The following is a 20,025-nucleotide window of genomic DNA, read 5'->3' on the forward strand; positions in this document are numbered from 1 at the left end:
CGTTGTATAATAAGGATTTATTTTAAATATCCACAGAATTCACAGCTACTATTACTATTATTATTAAATTTAAAAAATAATAATATATATAATATGTTTATATGATGTAAAAAGGAGAAAAAAATGCGATTTACTTTTAACCGTGACGCAATGATAAAAGAAATTTCTATAGCCCAAGAAATTATTACAAATAAAAATGCAGTATCAATTCTTTCAAATATACTTTTAATTGCAGAAAATAATTCTTTGACAATAAAGGCAACAGACTCTACTGTAAAATTTACAACTTTGATTCCGGTTGATATTCAAGAAGAAGGAAGAACTACAATTTACTGTGATAAATTTATGAGCATTCTTTCATCGCTTCCTTCAGGAGATATAGAATTTATTCAGGAAGATATTGGAGTTATAATAAAACCAATCTCTAAAAAAGTTAAGTTTCAATTAAAAAGTCAAGCAAGCGATAAATTCCCTGAAATTGGAAGTTCCGAAAATATACCATTCTTTGAATTACCTTCTAAAGAATTTAAAGAAATGATAAGAGAAACTATTTTTGCAGTTTTGACTGATGATGGTAAAAAATATTTTATGACAGGTGTTTATTTTGTAAAAGAAGGTGATGTTCTTACTATGGTTGCAACAGATGGAAGAAGACTTTCTTGCGATAGAAAAAAAGGATTTTCAGTTCCGGATTTTCAACCTGCAATTATTCCGATTAAAATTCTTTCATGTGTTCTTAAAAACGCTCCTGATGAAGGAAATATTCAGATTGCTGTTATAGAAAAGTCTATTTTTGTAAAATTTGGAAACATTGAATTTTCTTCTTCACTGATTGAAGGTTCTTATCCTAATTATCAAAAAGTAATTCCTGAAAATTTAACACAGTCTTTTCAGGTCAATAAAGCTGACCTCGATGAAGCTCTTAAACGAACAACAATCATGGTTGATAAAAAAGTAAGCAGGATTATTTTTAAGATTTCTTCAGGAGTTCTCAAACTTATTTCCCCAGAATCCGACATAGGTACAGCAGATGAAGAAATTCCTTGCAGATATAATGGTCAAAATATATCTATGGCATTAAATGTAAATTATATTACAGAACCGCTTAAAGTTATCAATTCTGAAAATGTTATTTTTGATTTTAATATAAACGAAGCAAAAGGTGATGAAGAGTCAAATATTACAAAAGCTGTAATTATGAGAAGTGAACCTGCCGGTGATTATATTCATGTAATTATGCCTATGAGTTACTGACAAAAATAAAAGATATGTTTTTGTATCAGACATTTTATAATTTTCGTAACCTTAAAAACGATACTATAGACCTTTCAAAAAGAGAGGTCTATTTTATTGGAGAAAACGGGCAGGGAAAAAGCAACATCCTTGAATCTCTTTATTATTCTTCCTATGGGGTTTCTTTTAGAACTCATATAGATTCTCAAATTATAAAAAACGGTGAAAAAAACTTCAGTGTAAATTCAATGTATGAAAAAAATAATAAAGATGTTCAAAAAATTTCAATAATTTTTGAGGATAATAAAAAGAAAATTGAAAAAAACGGAAAAAAAATTCATGACAGAAAAGAACTTATAAATACAATTCCGTGTATTTTATTTTGTCATGAAGATTTACAATTTGCTATCGGAGCGCCGGAGACGAGAAGATTTTTTATAGACCAGTCTCTTACTCTTTATGATTTAACTTATATTGACGATTTACGAAATTATAAAAAAGTTTTAAAAAGCCGCAATTTAATTTTAAAAAGCCATCAATATGACATGCTCGATGTTTATGACAGTCAGCTCGCTGTGCTAGGACTCATAATCCAAAAAAAACGTAAAAATGCAATTTTTCAATTCAATCAAATTTTTGGAAGCATTTTTGAAAAAATTACAGGTATTGAAGGAGTTTCTATTTTATATCGTCCTTCATGGAAAGAAAGTGAAATTTCCGGCGAAAAAAAATTTCCTGCTTCGCAGGATATAATAAATTTACTTTTATCACAGAGGGAAAAAGATAAAAATTTTGAAACAACACTGTCAGGACCTCACCGCGATAGAATAGACTTTGTAAAAGATCACAGATTATTTGTGCCGACAGCATCAACAGGTCAGTGTCGCCTGCTTTCTCTGTTATTGAGAATTACGCAATCTATTTATTTTACACGCTCAACCGGTATGAAACCTGTCATTATGATGGATGATGTGATGCTAGAGCTCGATCCCGACAAACGTGCAAAATTGACGTCGATGATGCCTGAATACGATCAGCTTTTTTGTACATTTTTGCCTGGAGAACCTTACGAACGTTATATGCATGATTCTACGAAAATATATCATATTGAAGGAGGGGAATGGTATGAACGAAGATAAACGCTTGATAAGTGCTGCCGACATGATGCTTAGAGCTGCAAATATTCAGACAGGAAAAGGAGATGAAATCACTTCGGTCTGGAAAAATGTTGTTTCAAAAATTCATTCATACAGAGACGAAAGTGAAAATAACACAAAGCGCATTTCTATTGGCGAAAGACTTGCAGGGAACACACGCGTCGTAGATTTAAAAAACGGAATTTTGTTTATTGAAACAGACCATTCAGGCTGGATTCAATATTTGAAAATGTACCAGAAATTCATCTTGAATGGAATTAAAATGGCTTTACCGGAAATTAAAGTAAATTCGCTCGCATTCAGAATTGCAGGGTCGCAGGCAAAGCTGAGTGATATATACGACAGTGAAGTTGAAAAGCAGCGCAATGCGCTTGAAAAAGAAATAGAGAGGCAGGAAAATCAGTTGAAAAAGTTCAATAAAACTGCCGATGAAAAAAATAACGGGAAAACTTCTACTCTCCCCCCAGAAATTCTTGCAAAATTTGAAAGTATTAATGAAAGTATCAAAGAGAGTATGTTGACCAATCTTAAAAATAAATGATATATTTTATTACTATTTTATCTTTTAAATAATAGAGAAATTTTTTTATAAAATATAAGGAGTACGTTCCATGAAAAGAACATATCAACCAAGCAAAACAAAACGTAATAGAAAATTTGGCTTCAGAGCTCGTATGGCGACAAAAGGTGGTCGTAAGATTTTGGCAAGACGACGTGCTAAAGGCCGAAAAAAACTTTCAGTTTGTGACGAAAAAAAGAAATATTAATTTATAGGGATGGAAACAGACTTAATAAAAACGGGATTTTTTACTCGTGAAGAACGCATAAAGAATCCTGTAGCTTTTAAAAAGCTGTTCAAAAACGGAAGAAAGGTAAGTATTCCGGGCGCAAATCTTTTTTTTTTAGAAAATGGGCTCGGTTTTAATCGTGTCGGTTTTCCTATGATTCGTGGATACGGTAACGCAGTCAAAAGGAACTTATCAAAAAGATACAGCCGTGAAGTCTATCGTTTATTTAAATCACATCTGAACACCGGATATGATATGTTGTTTTTAATATACCCGGGAAATGATTCGTTCCACTCACGATGTGATCAAATTCGTTTATTGTGTCAAAAGGCAGAATTATTAAAGCAAGATGATTAAAAAATTAAATATTTTTTTAACTCAGATTCTATGTTTTTTTATTCGTTTTTATCAGATTTGTATTTCACAATTGCACAGACCGTGTTGCAGATTTACGCCGACTTGCTCTGCGTATGCACTTGAAGCAATTAAAAAATATGGACCTTTTAAGGGGCTCATTCTCTCAATTAAACGAATCTTAAAATGTAATCCTTTTCATGAAGGCGGTTATGACCCCGTGCCATAATCTTAAAAAATATCAGGAGAAAAGAAGTGGATAAAAATACTATATGGGCAATTTTGCTCTCTACAATTGTTATTATTGCATCTTATTTTGTTCTACCAATGGTTTTTCCAGGTCTTAAATTGGGTTTGGGAAATCAGCAATCACAGACAGAATCTGTTGCAGAACCTGCTGAACTTTCATTGGAAAATGAAAACAAAACAGCAGCTACAGAAAAAAAATCTGAAAATCAAGAACTTGTAGAAGCAGAGGTAGAAAACAATTCTGAAGAAAAAAAAGAATCGCTAAAAGAAGAAAAATTTACAATCGTAACTAATAAAGCAGAAGTTGTTTTTACAAATAAAGGTGGCGATATCATAAGTTACAAATTGCTCGATCACAAGGATATGGATACAGACGATTATGTACAGTTGGCAGATAACGTCAATTCCTTGAACAGAGCGGGTGCGATTGCAATCGGCAAAGCAGATGCAAAAATTATAGATGATATTTTCAATGTAGAAAAAACAGACAAATCGATTACTTTTACAAAACCTATTACGGCAAAAGGTAAAAAGCTTGTCCTCAGAAAAGTTTATACTTTTAAAGATGATGAAAATGTATTCAAGTTAGATGTTCTTATTCACACAGCAGACGAAACCGGTCTAAACTCAGATGGAGTTGCTTATACAATCAGAACGTCTCCTCAGATAGGTCCACACTACGATCCAAAACAAAACCGCTATGAAAATCGCCAGTTCATCGCTCATAACGGAAATAAATATAAGAAAGTAGTTTTAGGAAACAATCAATTTAAAGAATATGATAAAGATTTTATTTGGGCAGGAATTGCCGGAAAATACTTTGTTGAACTTGTGATTCCATCAGCTCCGGAGACAATAAAAGATGCATATTATTCTTCAAAAATTGAAGTAAATAACTATGCAAATGCTCAAGCTTTTATCGAACGAAATTCATTTTCAGGCTCAGATATCAGCGATACTTATTACATGTATTATGGTCCGCGCAATGACAAAGATCTAAAACGCTACAATGTTGCAGAAAACAACGGATGGAACCTTGGAGGCAAACGCGTGAGCGATGCTTTGCAGACGAGCGGATGGCTTAATTGGCTTGAAAAGATTCTTAAAATGATTCTTGAATTGCTAAATAAAGTCATTCACAACTGGGGCGTTTCTATCATTGTTATGACAATTCTACTAAAAGTAATAATGTTCCCTATTTCGAAAAAACAGTCTATGGGAACATTAAAGATGCAGGATTTGCAGCCAAAACTTCAGGCCATTCAGGCTAAGTATAAAGGCGATCAGCAGAAACTTCAGATGGAGACTTCTAAGCTCTACAAAGAAGCTGGCTATAATCCGGCAAGCGGATGCCTTCCTATGTTATTTCAGTTCTTGGTATTGTTCGCTATGTACAATCTGTTCAATAATTACTTTGAATTCCGAGGGGCAATGTTTATTCCAAAGTGGATACCTGACCTTTCTACGGGAGATAACGTTTTAACTTGGGAAAAAGAAATACCGTTGATTTCAGGATTTACGGGAAACCATTTGAGACTTTTACCGATTATTTATACGGCAACACAGCTCCTTTCGGGAAAAATCACGCAATATGGGCAAGCCGGTAACCCATCAGCTCAAAGCAAGACAACAATGAAGTTTATGATGTACGGTATGCCTATTATGTTCTTTTTTATGTTCTACAACGCACCGGCTGGGCTTCTTCTTTATTGGCTAACAAGCAATATTCTTCAGATTTTTCAGCAGCTTCTCATAAATAAAATGATGGCAGCAAAAAAAGCAGAAAATGCAGATAATAAAGTTGTTAGAAATCAGAAAACTTTGCCTCCAAAAGCAAAGAGAAAGTAATACAATTAATGTTTAATAATATTTTGGGAGTATATAAATGACTTACGAATTTGAAGGGAAAACGGAAAAAGAAGCCATAGAGATGGCAGTAAACGAGCTTGGCCTTGAAAGAGACCAATTTGATGTTGAAATTCTTGAAACACAGAAAAATTCTATTTTTAAAAAGGGATATGTGAAAATTAGAGTTCACACTTTAGATGAAAGTAACAATTCTAAAGTTGATCATGAAGAAAAACATAAAAAAATAAACGCAGAACCTATTCCTCAGGATGAATTTGAACAAAAACTGATAGAGTTCATTGCAACTGTGATTAAAAAAATGGGCTATGAAGCAAAGGTTGACATCTCTTATCGCGAAAATAAAAAAATTGGAATAAGGATAGAATCTCCAAGTTCTTCAATTCTTATCGGTCGGAAAGGAAAAAACCTCGATGCGCTCCAGCTTCTTGCCAACATCTATGCGGGAATTCTTGGACATGAAGATGTCCGCATTATTCTTGATACTGAAAATTATCGTATTCGCCGAGAGGAGACTCTTGTTCGTCTTGCGTATACAACAGCAGACAAAGTTCGTTCATCGCACAGTTCTATCTTGCTTGAACCAATGAATCCATTCGAAAGAAGGCTGATACATACAACTTTGAACGATATTCCAGATGTTGAAACAAAAAGCGAAGGAACAGGAGTTTATAAACAAGTCCGCGTTCTTTATAAAGGAATCCGCTGATGAGGGAAAAAATGGTTGCAAAATTAATCTGCTGTTTTCTTTTGTCTTTAGGTTGTGCTGCATTGTTTGCCGAGAATTTAAAAGTAAAACAGATTGTTGAGCCTAAATATTATGACACGCTTGTAAAAGAAGGTCTTTATTCCGAATACAGAGATGATGGAGATACGATATATAAACTTCTTCCCAAGTCCGTGTACAGCAAGCAAATCCAAGATGGCGCCGTTGAAAAAGCACCAAAAGGTTTTGCTTTTACTTACGAAGGCCTGTATCTTTTGAATAAAAAGGAATTGCTTAAAAAAAGTAATTCGTCTGCTTCTACAATCACAATAGACGACGTAACGAGAGTTGCCAGAACAGTCTCAAAAATGGAAGGAATGATGTACTATTCCACTACGCATAAAAAAGACAGAGTTCTTTATAAAAAATGCTTTATGATTGCAGGTCCTGGAGATAAAACAAAAATTGCAGATGAAAATACGGGAAATGCGGATGGACAAGTTTCTTACTGTCTTCAAGATGATGCAAGTTTTGGAGTAAATACTTATAAACTCAATTATTTTCAGAAAAACGATGAGATGTTTTGCCGCTTTGAACTTCTTGATGAGTTGGGAATAGGACCATTCCATGCTATAATGCCCGGCAAAATGATCACCAACATGGTTGCAATTGATTGCGGAGACGATTTGCTTCTTTATCTTTGTACAGATCTCGATGCAAAAAAACTTCCGGGAATACGCAAACAAGTAACAGATTCTATGACTTCAAGAATGGATGCTGTTTATAAATGGTTTCTTACACAATTTTAACAAAAAGAGTTGTGATAAAAATTACTTCCGTGTGATTTTTATCACGAAAGTTTATTTTGTGCGTCGCACTTTATAAACTTTGTTTCAGCGCATCCGTGCGCTGCCGCTAACGCGGTGTTTTTTATGGGGATAAAAAATGATAAAAAAAATGAAGAAAATTTTTTCAGGACTTTTGATTTCGCTTGCGTTGATTTCAAATGCGGCGTGCAGTCCTAAGGGGAAAAGTATGGATGCTTTGAAAGGAAAAGAAGGTCTTTTTGCTGTTATTACAACAGAAAAAGGTGAAATTATTTTAAAACTTTTTTATAAAGAAACGCCGATGACAGTTGCTAATTTTGTAGGGCTTGCAGAAGGTACACTTGACGCTGCCAAAGGAAAACCTTTTTATGATGGCTTGAAATTTCATCGGGTAATTTCTGATTTTATGATTCAAGGTGGAGATCCGGCAGGAAACGGAACTGGTGGCCCCGGCTACAAATTTCCAGATGAATTTGTAGAAGGTTTTATCTTCGACAAACCGGGAAAACTCGCAATGGCAAATTCCGGCACAAACACGAACGGTTCTCAGTTTTTTATCACACACGTTCCAACTGACTGGCTGAATTATAAACACACAATTTTTGGAGAAGTAGTTTCCGGACAAGATATTGTCGATTCTGTTTCTCAGGGCGATACAATAAAATCTATCAAGATTATCAGACAGGGAAAAGATGCCGAAGCATTTAAAGTAACTCAAGAGTCTTTTGATGCGATGAAAGAACCTGCAAAAGGTGCTGCTGCAAAATTCCTTTCTGCACAAAAAACAAAAGCAATTGCCAAAGTTATCGAAGGGTGTGAAAAGTCAAAAAGCGGCATTTACTATAAGATATTGAAAGAAGGTAGCGGAGCTGTTTGCGGCAAAGGTAAAAAAGTAACAGTTGAATACAAAGGTTACTTACCAAGCGGACAGATATTTGATGCTTCTAAAGAATTTCATCCACAGGGACACGATCCGCTTATGTTCACGACAGCCGGCGGAGAGATGATTCCGGGCTTTGACGAAATGGTTCAGGAAATGAAATTCGGTGAGACTCGAAAGATTGTGATACCTCCAGAACTTGCTTACGGTTCATACGGAGTTCCACAGGCTGGAATTCCAGGAGATTCTTACATCTGCTTTGATGTCAAGCTTGTAAAATAAAATATTGGGATAGAGAATTGTTAGGCTTTTATGCCTATCATCTCTCCCATTTTTACCTGAGTTTCAATATAATTTGCTGAATTATCAAGGATATCCGGTCTGATTTTTACGACATCTTTTTTTATCAAAAGTATGATTGTTGACCCACCGTATACAAAATAGCCCTTTTCTTTGCCGCGCTCAGCAAAGCATTCTTGCTCATTGTTGACAATTTTTCCAACCAACATTGCGCCAACTTCCATCTGAACAACTTTACCAAATTCAGCAGATTCAATCACCGTAAATTCACGGCAATTTTCTGTGAATACCGGCAGCACCTCTAATGCGATTGGGCGCACTGTATGCAAAACCCCGGAGATAAAAAAATTACGGCTTTTTTTACCGCTCAAAGGATAAGCATATCTGTGATAATTATCTACGCAAAGTCTAAAAACCAAACACAATCCGTCATCATACTCTGAAGAGAGTTTTTCGTCTTTTAAAAGAGAACGCACGGTGTAATGGCTTTGTTTTATAGGAATAACAGTATCGGATTTTATTTGCCAAACAGAAAGCAAACCATCGCTCGGAGACGGTAAATGAGACGAATCCATGTCAAAAGGTCTTTTGCCGTCTTTTATCTTGCGGCAAAAAAACTTATTGAATGTATCTACACCTTCCATCTGATAGTCGTCTAAATCGATGTTATTTTTTTTTGCAAAATTTTTAACAAGATTAAATGAAAGTTTTGAATCAAGATAACGACCTACAACTTTTGAGACGCAGCGAGAAGCAAGCAACTTTAAAACTTGCCGTCCGAGAATCGTTTTATATAAAAATTTAAGCGAGTCCATAAGAGCTTAATGCAATTTTTTTCAGCGTTTGAGGAATACAAAAACAACTACAAGGATAACAGCTTCGATTGCTCCAATAGCAACCATTATCAAAATATCTCTTGTTTTTGGTTTGCGAACCTGAATTTCTGAGATAAACAAAAATCCTACGATTGCGAGAAATAAGAAATAGAGAAACATGAGGTCAACATTTGTAAAAATGTGAAGGATTAAAATTGTCGGGAATATCAGTGCGGAACTTGTAACCGGCAATCCTACATAAACTTTGCGGGCGCCGTCTTCTGTCTCTTGTCTTTCTTCTTCCATGACATTGAAGTATGCAAGACGGATAAGCGCTGTAAGAACATACAAAACTGCAATTGTAGTTAAAATGACGATTACAACAGTCGGTTTTTCTGCAAGCCGCAGGAACTTGAAATTTGGAAGCATTGAATAAGAAATAGAAACTCTCATCATTGCAATTCCGATGCAGGCAGGCAAAACTCCAAAACAAATCAAATCTGCAAGAGAGTCGATTTGAATGCCAAACTTTTTCATTTTTTCAGTGCGGTTTTTCTTTGTACGTGCAACTTTACCGTCGAACGCATCGCACAGACCGGAGAACATTAAAAAGAACATTCCAACGTATGGATGCCCAATTCCGTTTAAACACAGCATAATGCCTGCAGTTCCCGAAAGCATTGAAATGTAAGTAAGCCAAACAGTGTAATCAAAAAATCCAATCATTTTGAATTCAACCTCGCTTTATATCTTGTCATAATATATCCAAAAAGTACAGTAATAATGCTGATTGTTATACATGTGTAGAAAGAAATTCCACGACTCAATATTGCTAAATTATAAGCCGATTCTTCGTTCATCAAAAGCATGTAACCGCAGAGCATTAAATATTCAGAAATCCCGATTGCACCCGGAACTGGTATAAAATTAGAGCCAAGTACAACATAAGCCTGAATGGCAAAGATATTGAGACCTTTGGAAATGTCGCCGTGAAGTGCAAAATATGAAAAAACAGTTATCAATATCTGTGATATTCGTTGTAAAAAATTCAGGAAGAATACTTTAATAAGAATTTTCTTTTTTCCGGCGATCACTCGGATACATTGATTGTAATTTGCAACAAGCGATTCGAGTTTGTTTTGTAGGCGCTCCGCTTCTTTTTTAAGATGAATTTTATTTAAAATCTTTATCGCAAAATTCCCGAGCCGCATTATGATTGACTGATGTTTTAAAATCAACACAAATCCTGTAACAAGAAAAGCCAGCATCACAATTCCAAAAATGATGACTATTTCTCCCAAAAGCGGGAAATCTTTAAAATAAAAAGGGAAAAAAATTAAAGTTGAAATTCCGAGCACAATGATTGAAATAGTGTACATTGTTACGTTCAAAATAAGAGAAACTGTAACCGCCGGAGCAGAAAATCCGTCTTTCAGCATAAAAAAAGCGCTTGCAGGCTGTCCTCCAGAGGCTGATGGAGTGATAGAGGAAAAATAAATATCGGCGGCAGAATAAAGGAAACCTCTGCGGTGTTTTGCTTTTAATCCAAGTCCTTTTAAAATCTGAACAATCGATTCGCCTTCAAAAAAAATAAATAAAATTGTACATGCGATTGCTGCAAGCAACCAAATTAAAGATGCGTTTTTTATATTGTAAACAAAGTCTTGAAAAGAAAGTCCGCTGCTTTTAAAAATCGTAAAAATCGTCAAAGCAGATAAGATGAGAGCTACAAAAAACCAAAGTAATTTTTTATTTTTCATATATAAATCGGTTTTAATTCTATCTCATTTGCTAAAATTATTCTATAGAGCATATTTTAGAGAGTATTTTAAGAAACATTATAAGTTTATTATTCCAAGCACGTTTAAAATTGAACTGATTAAAATCACTAGGATAAAGATAGGAGCTATAAATCTGATACAAAATTTATAAAGAGCTTTTCCTGCGAACGAAGAAGATTTCATGATTTCTTTTTCAATTTCTTTTGTGCCGACTCTCTTTAATACCAATAAACATGTTGCCATAGCTGCAATCGGCATCATAATTGAGTTTGTAGTAAAATCAAAAAAGTCTAGAATATCCATCTTAAAAATTTTTACAAAACTTAGAGAACTGAATCCGAGAGAATTTACAGAACCGAGTACGACCATGATTAAGGACATCATGATTGTTGCTTTATGCCGAGACCAACCGAGTTCATCTTCAAAAGTTGAAATTGCTGTTTCAAGGAGAGCGATTGAGCTTGTCATTGCGGCAAAGAACACTAGAATAAAAAACATAATTCCAATAATGTTTCCGCCAGCCATTTCGGCAAAAATCTTTGGAATAGAGATGAACATCAGTGATGGACCGGCTTTCAATGCTGCAGGATCGTTTCCTGAAAAAGCAAAAACAGCAGGAATAATCATCAGCCCGGAGAGGACGGCGATTCCTGTGTCAAAGGCAGCAACCTGAAATGTAGATTTTTCAATATCAACATCAGAGTGCATGTAAGAACCATAAGTTATTAGAATTCCCATTGCAATTGAAAGAGAATAAAACATCTGTCCCATTGCGGCAACGACAGTCATCCATGAAAAATTGCTTAAATTTGGAACAAGAAAATATTTTATACCGTCGGCAGCTCCTTTTCTTGTCATCGAAAAAATTGCAATCACTACCGCAAGAATTACGAGGATAGGCATCATGACTTTGGAAACGGCTTCAACTCCGTGTCGAACACCTGTAAATACGATTGTCAGAGAGATTATCGCAAAAACCAAAAACCATATTTCTGTTGAAACAGGATTTGAAATAAACGATGTAAAAAATCCATCTAATGCTGCTTTTTCGCGGTTAAATGTGACATATTCAAAAAGATACTTGCAAACCCATCCGCCGATAACCGAATAATAAGGAACGATCAGCATTGGGATAATTGCGTTGATCCAACCTCCTGCTAAAGAAAGTTTTGAGTTCCTAAAATGTTTAAATGCACCGACCGGGCTCTTTCTTGCAATGCGACCAAGAGCCGTTTCACTGATGATCATTGTGTATCCAAAAGTCAAGGCGAGCAAAATGTATACAAGAAGGAATATACCGCCACCGTATTTTGCTGAAAGATAAGGAAAACGCCAGATGTTTCCTAAGCCAACTGCACTTCCTGCTGTTGCCAAAACATAACCTAGCCGACTGGAAAATTTGCTTCTCATGATGAAACCGATGCTATCATTTATAATAAAAAAGGTCTATAAATGTATAAAACTTATTCGTTCAAACCGATTTATTTTCTTTAATAAAATTAAAGTTTTCTTTTAAAATACTTCATTTTTTTTCTCATTATCTATAGCAAAAAAAAAGAGGAATATGATATAATAATACGGCTATGCTAGAAAAATTTTCTTCTAAAGGTCTTGCTTCTCCGCACAGGCGTGCTGTTCTAGTTTCGTTTTTTACCGAAATATTTGCTTTCTTTTACCATTTTTTAATATGTATTACATTTTTTAAAATAAAAGTTTACCCGATGTTTTTTTTCAATTTCTTTAGTGTCGGGTTATATTTTGTCCTTTTGCTTAGAATCGAAAAAGAAAAAACGTTTGTCAGACCTTATCTTATAGCTGTTGTAGAGGTTATAGCTCATCAAGTTCTTGCTACTTATTATCTTGGAACTGATGCTAAATTTTATTATTTCATCTTGTTGATGGGATTGCTCCCTTTCACAATTTTTGAAGAACACCATAAATTTGGATATGCTGTTACTCTGATAACAAGCGTCATTTTTGTTTATTATGAGAATATTTTTATTTATCCCAAATATATGGTTCCTTCAACTGTTATTAGTGCTATCAAGCTGGCGAATATTTCAATCACGATTTTTTCACTATTCTTTGTTATTTTAGTGTTTACTTCGATCGTGTTTATCTTTGAAAAAAAGCTTCGAAAGCAAAATATTAAACTTCAAAAAGAAATCAACATGGGCGCTTCAATTCAGAAAAACTTTTTTAAAAGCGATATTTCCCAGCTTGAAGAATTTGATATCTCTTATTTTAGTAAACCGATGCTTGGAGTTTCAGGGGACTTTTTGGATTTTTACAAAACAGGCAAAAATCTGGAGGGCTTTGGCATATTTGATGTTTCGGGACACGGAATTTCGTCAGGGCTTGTCACTATGCTTGTAAAAAATATAATCGTTCAGGAATTTTATGATTCACCCGACCTTGAACTCTGGGAAATAATGAATAAAATCAATGACCGTTTTATTGCAGAAAAAGGTGATATTGAAAACTACCTTACAGGCGTTTTGATGCGCATAGAAAAAAAACCGGCTGGATATGCAATTGAATTTGTAAATGCAGGGCATCCGTCTCCTATAATTTATAGAGCAAAGGATGATAGCTGTCATTTTCTTGAGAAAAAAAGGTCATCAATTGGTGCAATAGGGTTTTCGGGAGTTACGGCAATTTATAAATCTGAAAAATTCTTTTTAGAAGAAGGAGACGAACTTTTCCTTTATTCAGACGGCGTTACAGATCTTGTAAATGCAAGTAATGAAAAATTTGGAAATGAACGGCTTTTGTCAATAATAAAAGAAATACACTCATGTTCAACAGCGTTACAAAGTGAAGTAATTACTCAAAGAATGCAAGATTTTTCCGGTAAAATATCACAACCTGATGATATTTCCTTTATCATCATAAAAAGTCTATGACAATTGATTTTGCTTATTATAAAGTCCGGCAATAAGCATCAAGGTATTTTATGATTTCAATTTTGTTTTTTATTTTTGGTGGAGTTTTCATATTCTATGATTTTCTCATTTTAACGATGAATCCGGGAACTTTTTTAGATAACCTAACTGCATTTTCGCATATCTGGACTTTTGCAGGTTTATATTTAATTTTCGTAGGAGTGTGGCGAAAAAAAACAGGGCATTCATTTTGGAGCGCTTGGAAAAAATCTGTCAAAATAATTGTATGTGTTTTTGCGTCGCTAGGTGTTCTTGTCGCAATTATCAATTTATGTTTTATCTTAAATCCAAAAATTGCAGATATAGAAGAAGATTCCGATTACGTGATTTTGCTTGGCGGAGGAATAGATAAAAACGGAGCGCTTCCAAAAAGTGTAATCAACAGGGTTGAGAAAACGTCTGAATATATGAAAAAAAAACGCAAGGCAATTTGTGTCGTTACAGGTGGAACTCTAAAATGGCTGCCGTATTCGGAAGCCCCTGAATTAAAACGACAACTTGTTTTGCGTGGTGTAGATGCAAACAGAATTCTAGTTGAAGACAAAGCTCTTGATACAATTCAGAACTTTCAGTTTAGCTGTGAAATCATTGCAAAAAATCAAGGTGTAAACAAATCTGATATTTTAAAAAGCCAAGTTGTTGTAGTTACAAATAGATTCCATTTAAGACGCGCAGAACGCCTTGCCCACAGAATGGGTTTTGAGAATATAAAAGGAATTCCTGCCCAGACGCCGATAATTTTAATTCCAATGAGCTATGTTCGGGAAATCTGTGCGTATGTAAAGTTGAATATCAGAATATTATTGACCGGGAATCCAAAAATCATTACAGGCTGATTATTCGACTTTAAATAGAGTTCCCTTGGCGTTATCTGTTGAAAGGGTTTCGAGAATCTTTTCTTTTCCGCCGTTTGCCAAAAGCATTTCAATTCCGTACGCCGTAACTTTTTCGGCAGCCTGAAGTTTTGTTTCGATTCCACCTGTTCCGAACGAGTTTGTTTCGCCGATTTTTATATTTTTATAAAGCTCAGGAATTGAAGAAACCGATTCAATAAGTTTAGCCTTTGGATTTGTCTTTGGGTTATCTGAATAAACTCCATCTATATCGCTGAATAGAATAAGCATATCTGCCGACCACAGAATTGCAGTCAGTGCGCTTAAGTTATCGTTGTCGCCAATTTTTATTTCATCACAACTGACGCTGTCGTTTTCATTGATAATTGGAATGACCCCTTCGTCAACTAGTGTAAAAAGCGTGTTGCGGATATTTAGACTTCTGTGTTCGCTTTCAAAATCATCTTTTGTGAGGAGAAGTTGCCCGATGTGAAGATATTCTTTGCAAAACGCCTTTCGCCACTGATGCATCAATTCAACCTGCCCGATTGAACAAAGCGCCTGCCTGTAATGCACATCTTTTTTTCTTGCCCATTCTTTTGTTGTAGAAACTCCGGCAACTTGAGCTCCGGAAGAAACGAGGACAATCTGCTTCCCTTTTTTTATCATTCCTGCACACTGCGTGGCAAAATCTGCCATAAATTCGGTATTTTGGGTTCCATCAGGTTTTGCGAGCGTGTTGCTTCCAATTTTTATTACAATTTTACGTGCTTTATTGAATGCTGTGCTTATATCGTTCATCTTATTTGTCCATCTCCGTCAATTAAATATTTTGTTGTTGTAAGAGCCTTTATTCCCATTGGTCCGCGTGCGTGTAGTTTTTGCGTGCTGATTCCCAGTTCTGCTCCAAACCCGAATTCTCCGCCATCTGTAAAACGCGTGCTTGCATTTACGTAAACGCAACTTGCGTCTATTGATGACTGGAAAAGTCTTGCATGTGAGCGGCTTTCCGTTATTATGCTTTCGCTGTGTTTTGTGTTGTGACCGTTGATGTAGTCGATTGCACCTTCTATCGAAGAAACTGTTTTTATACAACATTCATTGCTTAGATATTCGTTTCCAAAATCTTCATCGCGCGCTTTTATCAAAATTTCGGGATTTGCCGAAGAAAATAAAATTTTGTAAGATTCTTCATCGGCGTGTATTTTTACCCTGCCATCAAATTTTTTTGTCATCATTGGCAAAAACTTTACAGCGATTTTCTTGTTTACAACAATGCATTCAACTGCGTTGCAAACACTTGGACGCTGAATTTTTGCATTTTCCGCAATTTTACATGCCATTTCCAAATCTGCAAATTCATCGACATAGAGATGGCAGACTCCGCTTCCCGTTTCTATCACCGGAATGCGAGCGTTGTTGACTACAGTTTCAATCAGTTTTTTACCTCCGCGAGGTAAAACTACGTCGATCTTTCCGACGGCAGTCAAAATTTTATCGACATCGCTGTGGTCGTGTTCTTTTACTTCAACGAGTTCAATCGCATCGGCAACTCCGTCTTCTGTTTTGGCAAGGGCATTTTTTATCACATTGACAAGTTCTTTGTTCGAGTTATAGGAAGATGATGACCCGCGCAACAAAATCGAATTTCCGCTTTTATATGCAAGGCTGAAAGCGTCGACCGTGACGTTCGGTCTGTTCTCGTAGATAATTGCTGCTACTCCTAGAGGAACTCGAACTTGGCGGATATTCAGCCCGTTTGGCGTTTTCCAACCGGAAATCTCTTCGCCGACAGGGTCTGTTTGGGCAATCACAAGCCTTAAGCTCTCGACTATTCCGTCAATTCTTTTGTCGTTGAGTAAAAGCCGGTCGATTATAGATTCAGACATTCCCGATTTTCGTGCGATTTCTATATCTTTTTTGTTGGCAGCTATAATTGAATCCTGATTTTTTTTAAGAGCATCAGCAACTGCACAAAGAGCCTTGTTTTTTTTACTTGCAGTTTGCAGAGAGAGAGTTTGACTTGCAATTCTGAGCGAAGCCGTAATTTTTTCAATATCCATAAAAATCTCCTTGTCAAAGGCAATTTTTTTGTAAATAAAAAAAGCCGAAACTTCTAAAAAGCTCCGGCTATAACTTTCAAATTAATAATTTGCTAAGAAATACATTCCTAACAACATTGCAGTCCGGCACTTTTCATCTGACCATTCGGTTTTGGGCGGAAGATTTGAGATGTACCACCAGAAAATCCCAAATTCAGGATCGATGCGGAGAGTGTATTCTGCAAAATCCGGATTATCAGGTTTTTGACCAAACATTAAAAACACAGCCTGATTGATAAGTTGAAGGAATAGATCGTAGTTGTCTCTCCAAGATTCGTTACTTAGGAAGATGTCCAATTGATATAGGAGTTGATCTTTCAAAGCAATATCTGATTTTTCAACCCAAGTTTTTTGGATTAAAAGTGTAAGATTGTTTTTGAAACTGGAAAGGAGTTTTGAAGCGTCTTCAGTTGTCATGTTAGAAAAATCTTGATTTGAACCAAAAGCCGAGGCGATTTTGTCAGCAGAGTCATCGTAGTCGTTCGATTTTGTTAAGAAATCCGAAAGAGCAGAGACCGTACATTTGTCCAAAAATTCTGAGAGTATTTCTGCTTGCTTAATCATATTTTAGATATTAAAGATAAATTAAAAAATGGTCAATAAAAGTTTGTCTGAGAGCAAACAAATTGCAAATTTATATTTTCAATATTATATTTGAGGAATGAACATAAAACGCAATCTTTTTCGGATTTTTTTAGTTGTATTGGGTGCCGTTTTAATGGCTTTGAATATAAATTCGTTTGTATATACAGCAGAACTTCTTCCCGGAGGATTTACCGGTGTCGCTATTTTAATTCAAGAAGTGTTTGATAAAATTCTTGGAATAAAGATTCCGTTCAGTCCGTTTTACTGGGCATTAAATATGATTCCGGCGGCATTTTGTTTTAAATATGTCGGTAAAAAGTTTACAATTTATTCGCTTGTATTTGTGTTGCTTTCGGGTCTTTTTGCAGATACTTTTCCTCATTTTACAATTACGGGAGATATACTTTTGTGCGCAGTTTTCGGAGGGCTTTTCAGTTCGTTTGCGATTATCTGCGCACTTTTTGCAGATGCAACCAGCGGCGGAACAGATTTTATATCGATAATCGTTTCAGAAAAAACCGGAAAAAGCTCATGGAATTACATATTTATTGGAAACTGTTGCGTTCTTGTTTTGGCTGGAATTCTCTTTGGTTGGGATAAAGCTCTTTATTCAATCATATATCAGTATACTTCGACGCAAGTTTTAAATCTTCTCTATAAACGATATCAGAAGACGACGCTGCTTGTTATTACAGAGAAGACAAACGAAATTGTAAAGCTCATCTCCGATACGACACATCACGATGCTACTCTTTTTAAAGGAAACGGTTGCTATCAAGGGGCGGAAAGAAAAATGCTATACACAGTTGTTTCTTCGGAAGAAGCTGAAAAGCTATGTTTGCTGATTAAACAGATAGATCCCGGAGCATTTATAAATCTTCTTCAGACAAAATCTTTGCATGGCAAGTTTTTTATGCGAAAAAAAGATTAAGGAATTTTACCCTTGACTTATAAATCTTTTTTTATAGAATTTGAGTTATCAAAATGTATGGCAAAGCAAAGCACCTATCAATTTTTATCAGACGTTTGAACAAAATATCGATTGCTTTGTTTAGTTGAAGCGCCTATCGAAGGCTTTTACAGGAGTCAAAAAATGAAAACAGTCGCAGGTATTGATCTTGGAACACAGAGTATGAAGGTCGTGATTTACGATTATGAAAAAAAAGAAATTATAGAAAAAGCTTCTTGCCCTATGGATTTGATTTCAGAATCGGATGGAAAACGCGAACAGAAGGCGCAATGGTTTGACGAAGGTCTTGAAGTTTGTTTTGGAAAGTTGTCTGCAGAAAACAAAAAGACAATCGAAGCGATCGGAGTTTCCGGGCAGCAGCACGGTTTTGTGCCTCTTGATAAAGATGGCAAAGCTTTGTACAACATCAAACTTTGGTGTGACACATCTACGACTGCAGAGTGTGAAGAAATCACAAAAAAAGCAGGCGGAGACAACGCAGTAGTTGATGCTCTTGGAAATTTGATGCTTACAGGCTTTACCGCTCCAAAGATTCTATGGTTGAAAAAAAATAAAGCAGACGCTTTTGCTGCGCTCAAATATATTATGCTCCCGCACGACTATCTCAACTGGAAGTTGACCGGTAACTACGTGATGGAGTACGGGGACGCTTCAGGCACGGCATTGTTTGATTCAAAAAATCGGTGCTGGTCAAAGAAAATATGCGATATCATCGATCCGAAATTGATAGATATTCTCCCAACTCTTATTGAGCCAAGCGCACCTGCCGGAAGGGTAACTTCTGAAGCAGCTTCAAAATATGGAATTCCTGCAGGAATCCCTGTTTCTGCCGGCGGCGGAGACAACATGATGGGTGCCATTGGAACAGGAACAGTTGCTGACGGATTTTTGACAATGTCTATGGGAACTTCTGGAACGCTCTACGGTTATTCTGATAAACCGATAAGCGACCCTGCAAACGGATTGAGCGGATTCTGTTCTTCAACAGGCGGCTGGCTTCCTCTCCTTTGCACGATGAACTGTACTGTTGCAACAGAATTTGTCAGGAATCTTTTCCAGATGGAAGTAAAAGAATTAGATGCCGAAGCTGCAAAATCTCCTTGTGGGGCAGAAGGCGTCCTTGTTGTTCCTTTTTTCAACGGAGAGAGAACTCCAAACCTTCCAAACGGAAAAGCAAGCATTACCGGGTTGACATCTGCAAATACAAACCGTGCAAACATCGCCAGAGCTTCTCTCGAGTCTGCCGTATTTGCAATGCGCGGAGGGCTCGATGCTTTCCGAAAACTTGGATTCCACCCAAAAGAAATTCGTCTGATTGGTGGCGGTTCAAAATCACCTATCTGGCGTCAGATTGCGGCCGATGTTATGAATTTGCCTGTTCGAGTTCCTCTTTTAGATGAAGCAGCAGCTCTCGGAGGCGCCGTTCAAGCCCTTTGGTGTTTAAAAAATCTGACAGGTAAATGCGACATCGTAAAGCTTTGTGCGGAACACATTAAACTCGATGAAAAAAAGAGCACTAATCCAATCGCAGACAATGTTGAAAAATACAATGCAGCGTACAAAAAGTATTCGGAAGTTGTAGAGACACTATCGCCTTTGTACAGATAAACATTTATTATGGAAACCTTAAAAAC

21 protein-coding genes are annotated in these 20,025 nt (G+C 36.0%); 14 read left to right on the plus strand and 7 right to left on the minus strand.

Annotation, left to right across the window (positions count from 1 at the left end; translation table 11 throughout):
* Positions 1-123 precede the first annotated feature (123 nt).
* From dnaN to H9I37_RS01335, 10 genes are all read left to right on the plus strand, one after another.
* A complete protein-coding gene (gene dnaN, locus H9I37_RS01290; RefSeq protein ID WP_187380687.1) occupies positions 124-1,254 on the plus strand; it encodes a DNA polymerase III subunit beta in 1,131 nt (376 codons plus the stop codon).
* 14 nt (positions 1,255-1,268) lie between these two features.
* Positions 1,269-2,372, plus strand: coding sequence for a DNA replication/repair protein RecF (gene recF, locus H9I37_RS01295; RefSeq protein ID WP_187380688.1), 1,104 nt, complete (start codon positions 1,269-1,271; stop codon positions 2,370-2,372).
* Entirely contained in the window at positions 2,359-2,931 is a 573-nt protein-coding gene (locus tag H9I37_RS01300) for a DciA family protein (RefSeq protein WP_187380689.1), read from the plus strand. Before recF ends, H9I37_RS01300 begins: the two co-directional genes overlap by 14 nt.
* 70 nt (positions 2,932-3,001) lie before the next feature.
* Positions 3,002-3,157: a 50S ribosomal protein L34 gene (gene rpmH / locus H9I37_RS01305; protein ID WP_187380690.1), complete on the plus strand. Its 156-nt coding sequence runs from the start codon at positions 3,002-3,004 to the stop codon at positions 3,155-3,157.
* 9 nt (positions 3,158-3,166) lie between these two features.
* Entirely contained in the window at positions 3,167-3,535 is a 369-nt protein-coding gene (gene rnpA / locus H9I37_RS01310; protein ID WP_187380691.1) for a ribonuclease P protein component, read from the plus strand.
* On the plus strand, positions 3,528-3,761 hold the full coding sequence (gene yidD, locus H9I37_RS01315; RefSeq protein ID WP_187380692.1) for a membrane protein insertion efficiency factor YidD: 234 nt from the start codon (positions 3,528-3,530) through the stop codon (positions 3,759-3,761). The genes rnpA and yidD overlap by 8 nt, the downstream gene beginning before the upstream one ends.
* A 26-nt stretch (positions 3,762-3,787) precedes the next feature.
* Entirely contained in the window at positions 3,788-5,629 is a 1,842-nt protein-coding gene (yidC, locus tag H9I37_RS11585) for a membrane protein insertase YidC (protein ID WP_187380693.1), read from the plus strand.
* 37 nt (positions 5,630-5,666) lie between these two features.
* Complete coding sequence (jag, locus tag H9I37_RS01325; protein WP_187380694.1) at positions 5,667-6,356, plus strand: RNA-binding cell elongation regulator Jag/EloR; 690 nt, start codon at positions 5,667-5,669, stop codon at positions 6,354-6,356.
* A gap of 11 nt (positions 6,357-6,367) precedes the next feature.
* Positions 6,368-7,162: a DUF6675 family protein gene (locus tag H9I37_RS01330; RefSeq protein WP_187380695.1), complete on the plus strand. Its 795-nt coding sequence runs from the start codon at positions 6,368-6,370 to the stop codon at positions 7,160-7,162.
* Between the two features lie 148 nt (positions 7,163-7,310).
* On the plus strand, positions 7,311-8,342 hold the full coding sequence (locus tag H9I37_RS01335; RefSeq protein WP_187380696.1) for a peptidylprolyl isomerase: 1,032 nt from the start codon (positions 7,311-7,313) through the stop codon (positions 8,340-8,342).
* 20 nt (positions 8,343-8,362) lie between these two features.
* Here the strand turns inward: H9I37_RS01335 and H9I37_RS01340 are convergent, their stop codons facing one another.
* The 4 genes from H9I37_RS01340 to H9I37_RS01355 all read right to left on the minus strand — a co-directional run bounded on the left by H9I37_RS01340 (position 8,363) and on the right by H9I37_RS01355 (position 12,366).
* The gene (locus H9I37_RS01340) at positions 8,363-9,175 is read right to left on the minus strand and encodes a phosphatidylserine decarboxylase (RefSeq protein WP_187380697.1); all 813 of its coding nucleotides are present in this window, start codon (positions 9,173-9,175) and stop codon (positions 8,363-8,365) included.
* Between the two features lie 21 nt (positions 9,176-9,196).
* On the minus strand, positions 9,197-9,901 hold the full coding sequence (locus H9I37_RS01345; RefSeq protein ID WP_187380698.1) for a CDP-alcohol phosphatidyltransferase family protein: 705 nt from the start codon (positions 9,899-9,901) through the stop codon (positions 9,197-9,199).
* Positions 9,898-10,935 (minus strand): lysylphosphatidylglycerol synthase transmembrane domain-containing protein, encoded by a 1,038-nt coding sequence (locus tag H9I37_RS01350; protein WP_187380699.1) that lies wholly within the window; start codon positions 10,933-10,935, stop codon positions 9,898-9,900. Before H9I37_RS01350 ends, H9I37_RS01345 begins: the two co-directional genes overlap by 4 nt.
* A gap of 78 nt (positions 10,936-11,013) precedes the next feature.
* Positions 11,014-12,366: a sodium-dependent transporter gene (locus H9I37_RS01355; protein ID WP_187380700.1), complete on the minus strand. Its 1,353-nt coding sequence runs from the start codon at positions 12,364-12,366 to the stop codon at positions 11,014-11,016.
* Positions 12,367-12,539: 173 nt separating this feature from the next.
* Here H9I37_RS01355 and H9I37_RS01360 point away from each other — a divergent pair, with 173 nt between their 5' ends.
* Both H9I37_RS01360 and H9I37_RS01365 read left to right on the plus strand, forming a co-directional pair.
* The gene (locus H9I37_RS01360; protein ID WP_187380701.1) at positions 12,540-13,862 is read left to right on the plus strand and encodes a PP2C family protein-serine/threonine phosphatase; all 1,323 of its coding nucleotides are present in this window, start codon (positions 12,540-12,542) and stop codon (positions 13,860-13,862) included.
* 50 nt (positions 13,863-13,912) lie between these two features.
* On the plus strand, positions 13,913-14,737 hold the full coding sequence (locus H9I37_RS01365; protein WP_187380702.1) for a YdcF family protein: 825 nt from the start codon (positions 13,913-13,915) through the stop codon (positions 14,735-14,737).
* On the opposite strand, the gene proB is transcribed toward H9I37_RS01365, so the two are convergent.
* From proB to H9I37_RS01380, 3 genes are all read right to left on the minus strand, one after another.
* Complete coding sequence (proB, locus tag H9I37_RS01370) at positions 14,738-15,535, minus strand: glutamate 5-kinase (protein WP_187380703.1); 798 nt, start codon at positions 15,533-15,535, stop codon at positions 14,738-14,740.
* Positions 15,532-16,797 carry a glutamate-5-semialdehyde dehydrogenase gene (locus tag H9I37_RS01375; protein WP_187380704.1) on the minus strand — a complete coding sequence of 422 codons (1,266 nt, stop codon included), beginning with the start codon at positions 16,795-16,797 and terminating at the stop codon, positions 15,532-15,534. The genes proB and H9I37_RS01375 overlap by 4 nt, the downstream gene beginning before the upstream one ends.
* An 81-nt stretch (positions 16,798-16,878) precedes the next feature.
* A complete protein-coding gene (locus H9I37_RS01380; RefSeq protein ID WP_187380705.1) occupies positions 16,879-17,400 on the minus strand; it encodes a hypothetical protein in 522 nt (173 codons plus the stop codon).
* A 97-nt stretch (positions 17,401-17,497) separates the two neighbouring features.
* On the opposite strand from H9I37_RS01380, the gene H9I37_RS01385 reads away from it, so the two are divergent.
* Both H9I37_RS01385 and xylB read left to right on the plus strand, forming a co-directional pair.
* Positions 17,498-18,352 (plus strand): YitT family protein, encoded by an 855-nt coding sequence (locus H9I37_RS01385; RefSeq protein WP_187380706.1) that lies wholly within the window; start codon positions 17,498-17,500, stop codon positions 18,350-18,352.
* A gap of 162 nt (positions 18,353-18,514) precedes the next feature.
* Positions 18,515-19,999 carry a xylulokinase gene (gene xylB, locus H9I37_RS01390; RefSeq protein WP_187380707.1) on the plus strand — a complete coding sequence of 495 codons (1,485 nt, stop codon included), beginning with the start codon at positions 18,515-18,517 and terminating at the stop codon, positions 19,997-19,999.
* Positions 20,000-20,025 lie beyond the last annotated feature (26 nt).

The sequence above is a fragment of the Treponema sp. Marseille-Q3903 genome (assembly GCF_014334335.1).
Lineage (GTDB): Bacteria > Spirochaetota > Spirochaetia > Treponematales > Treponemataceae > Treponema_D.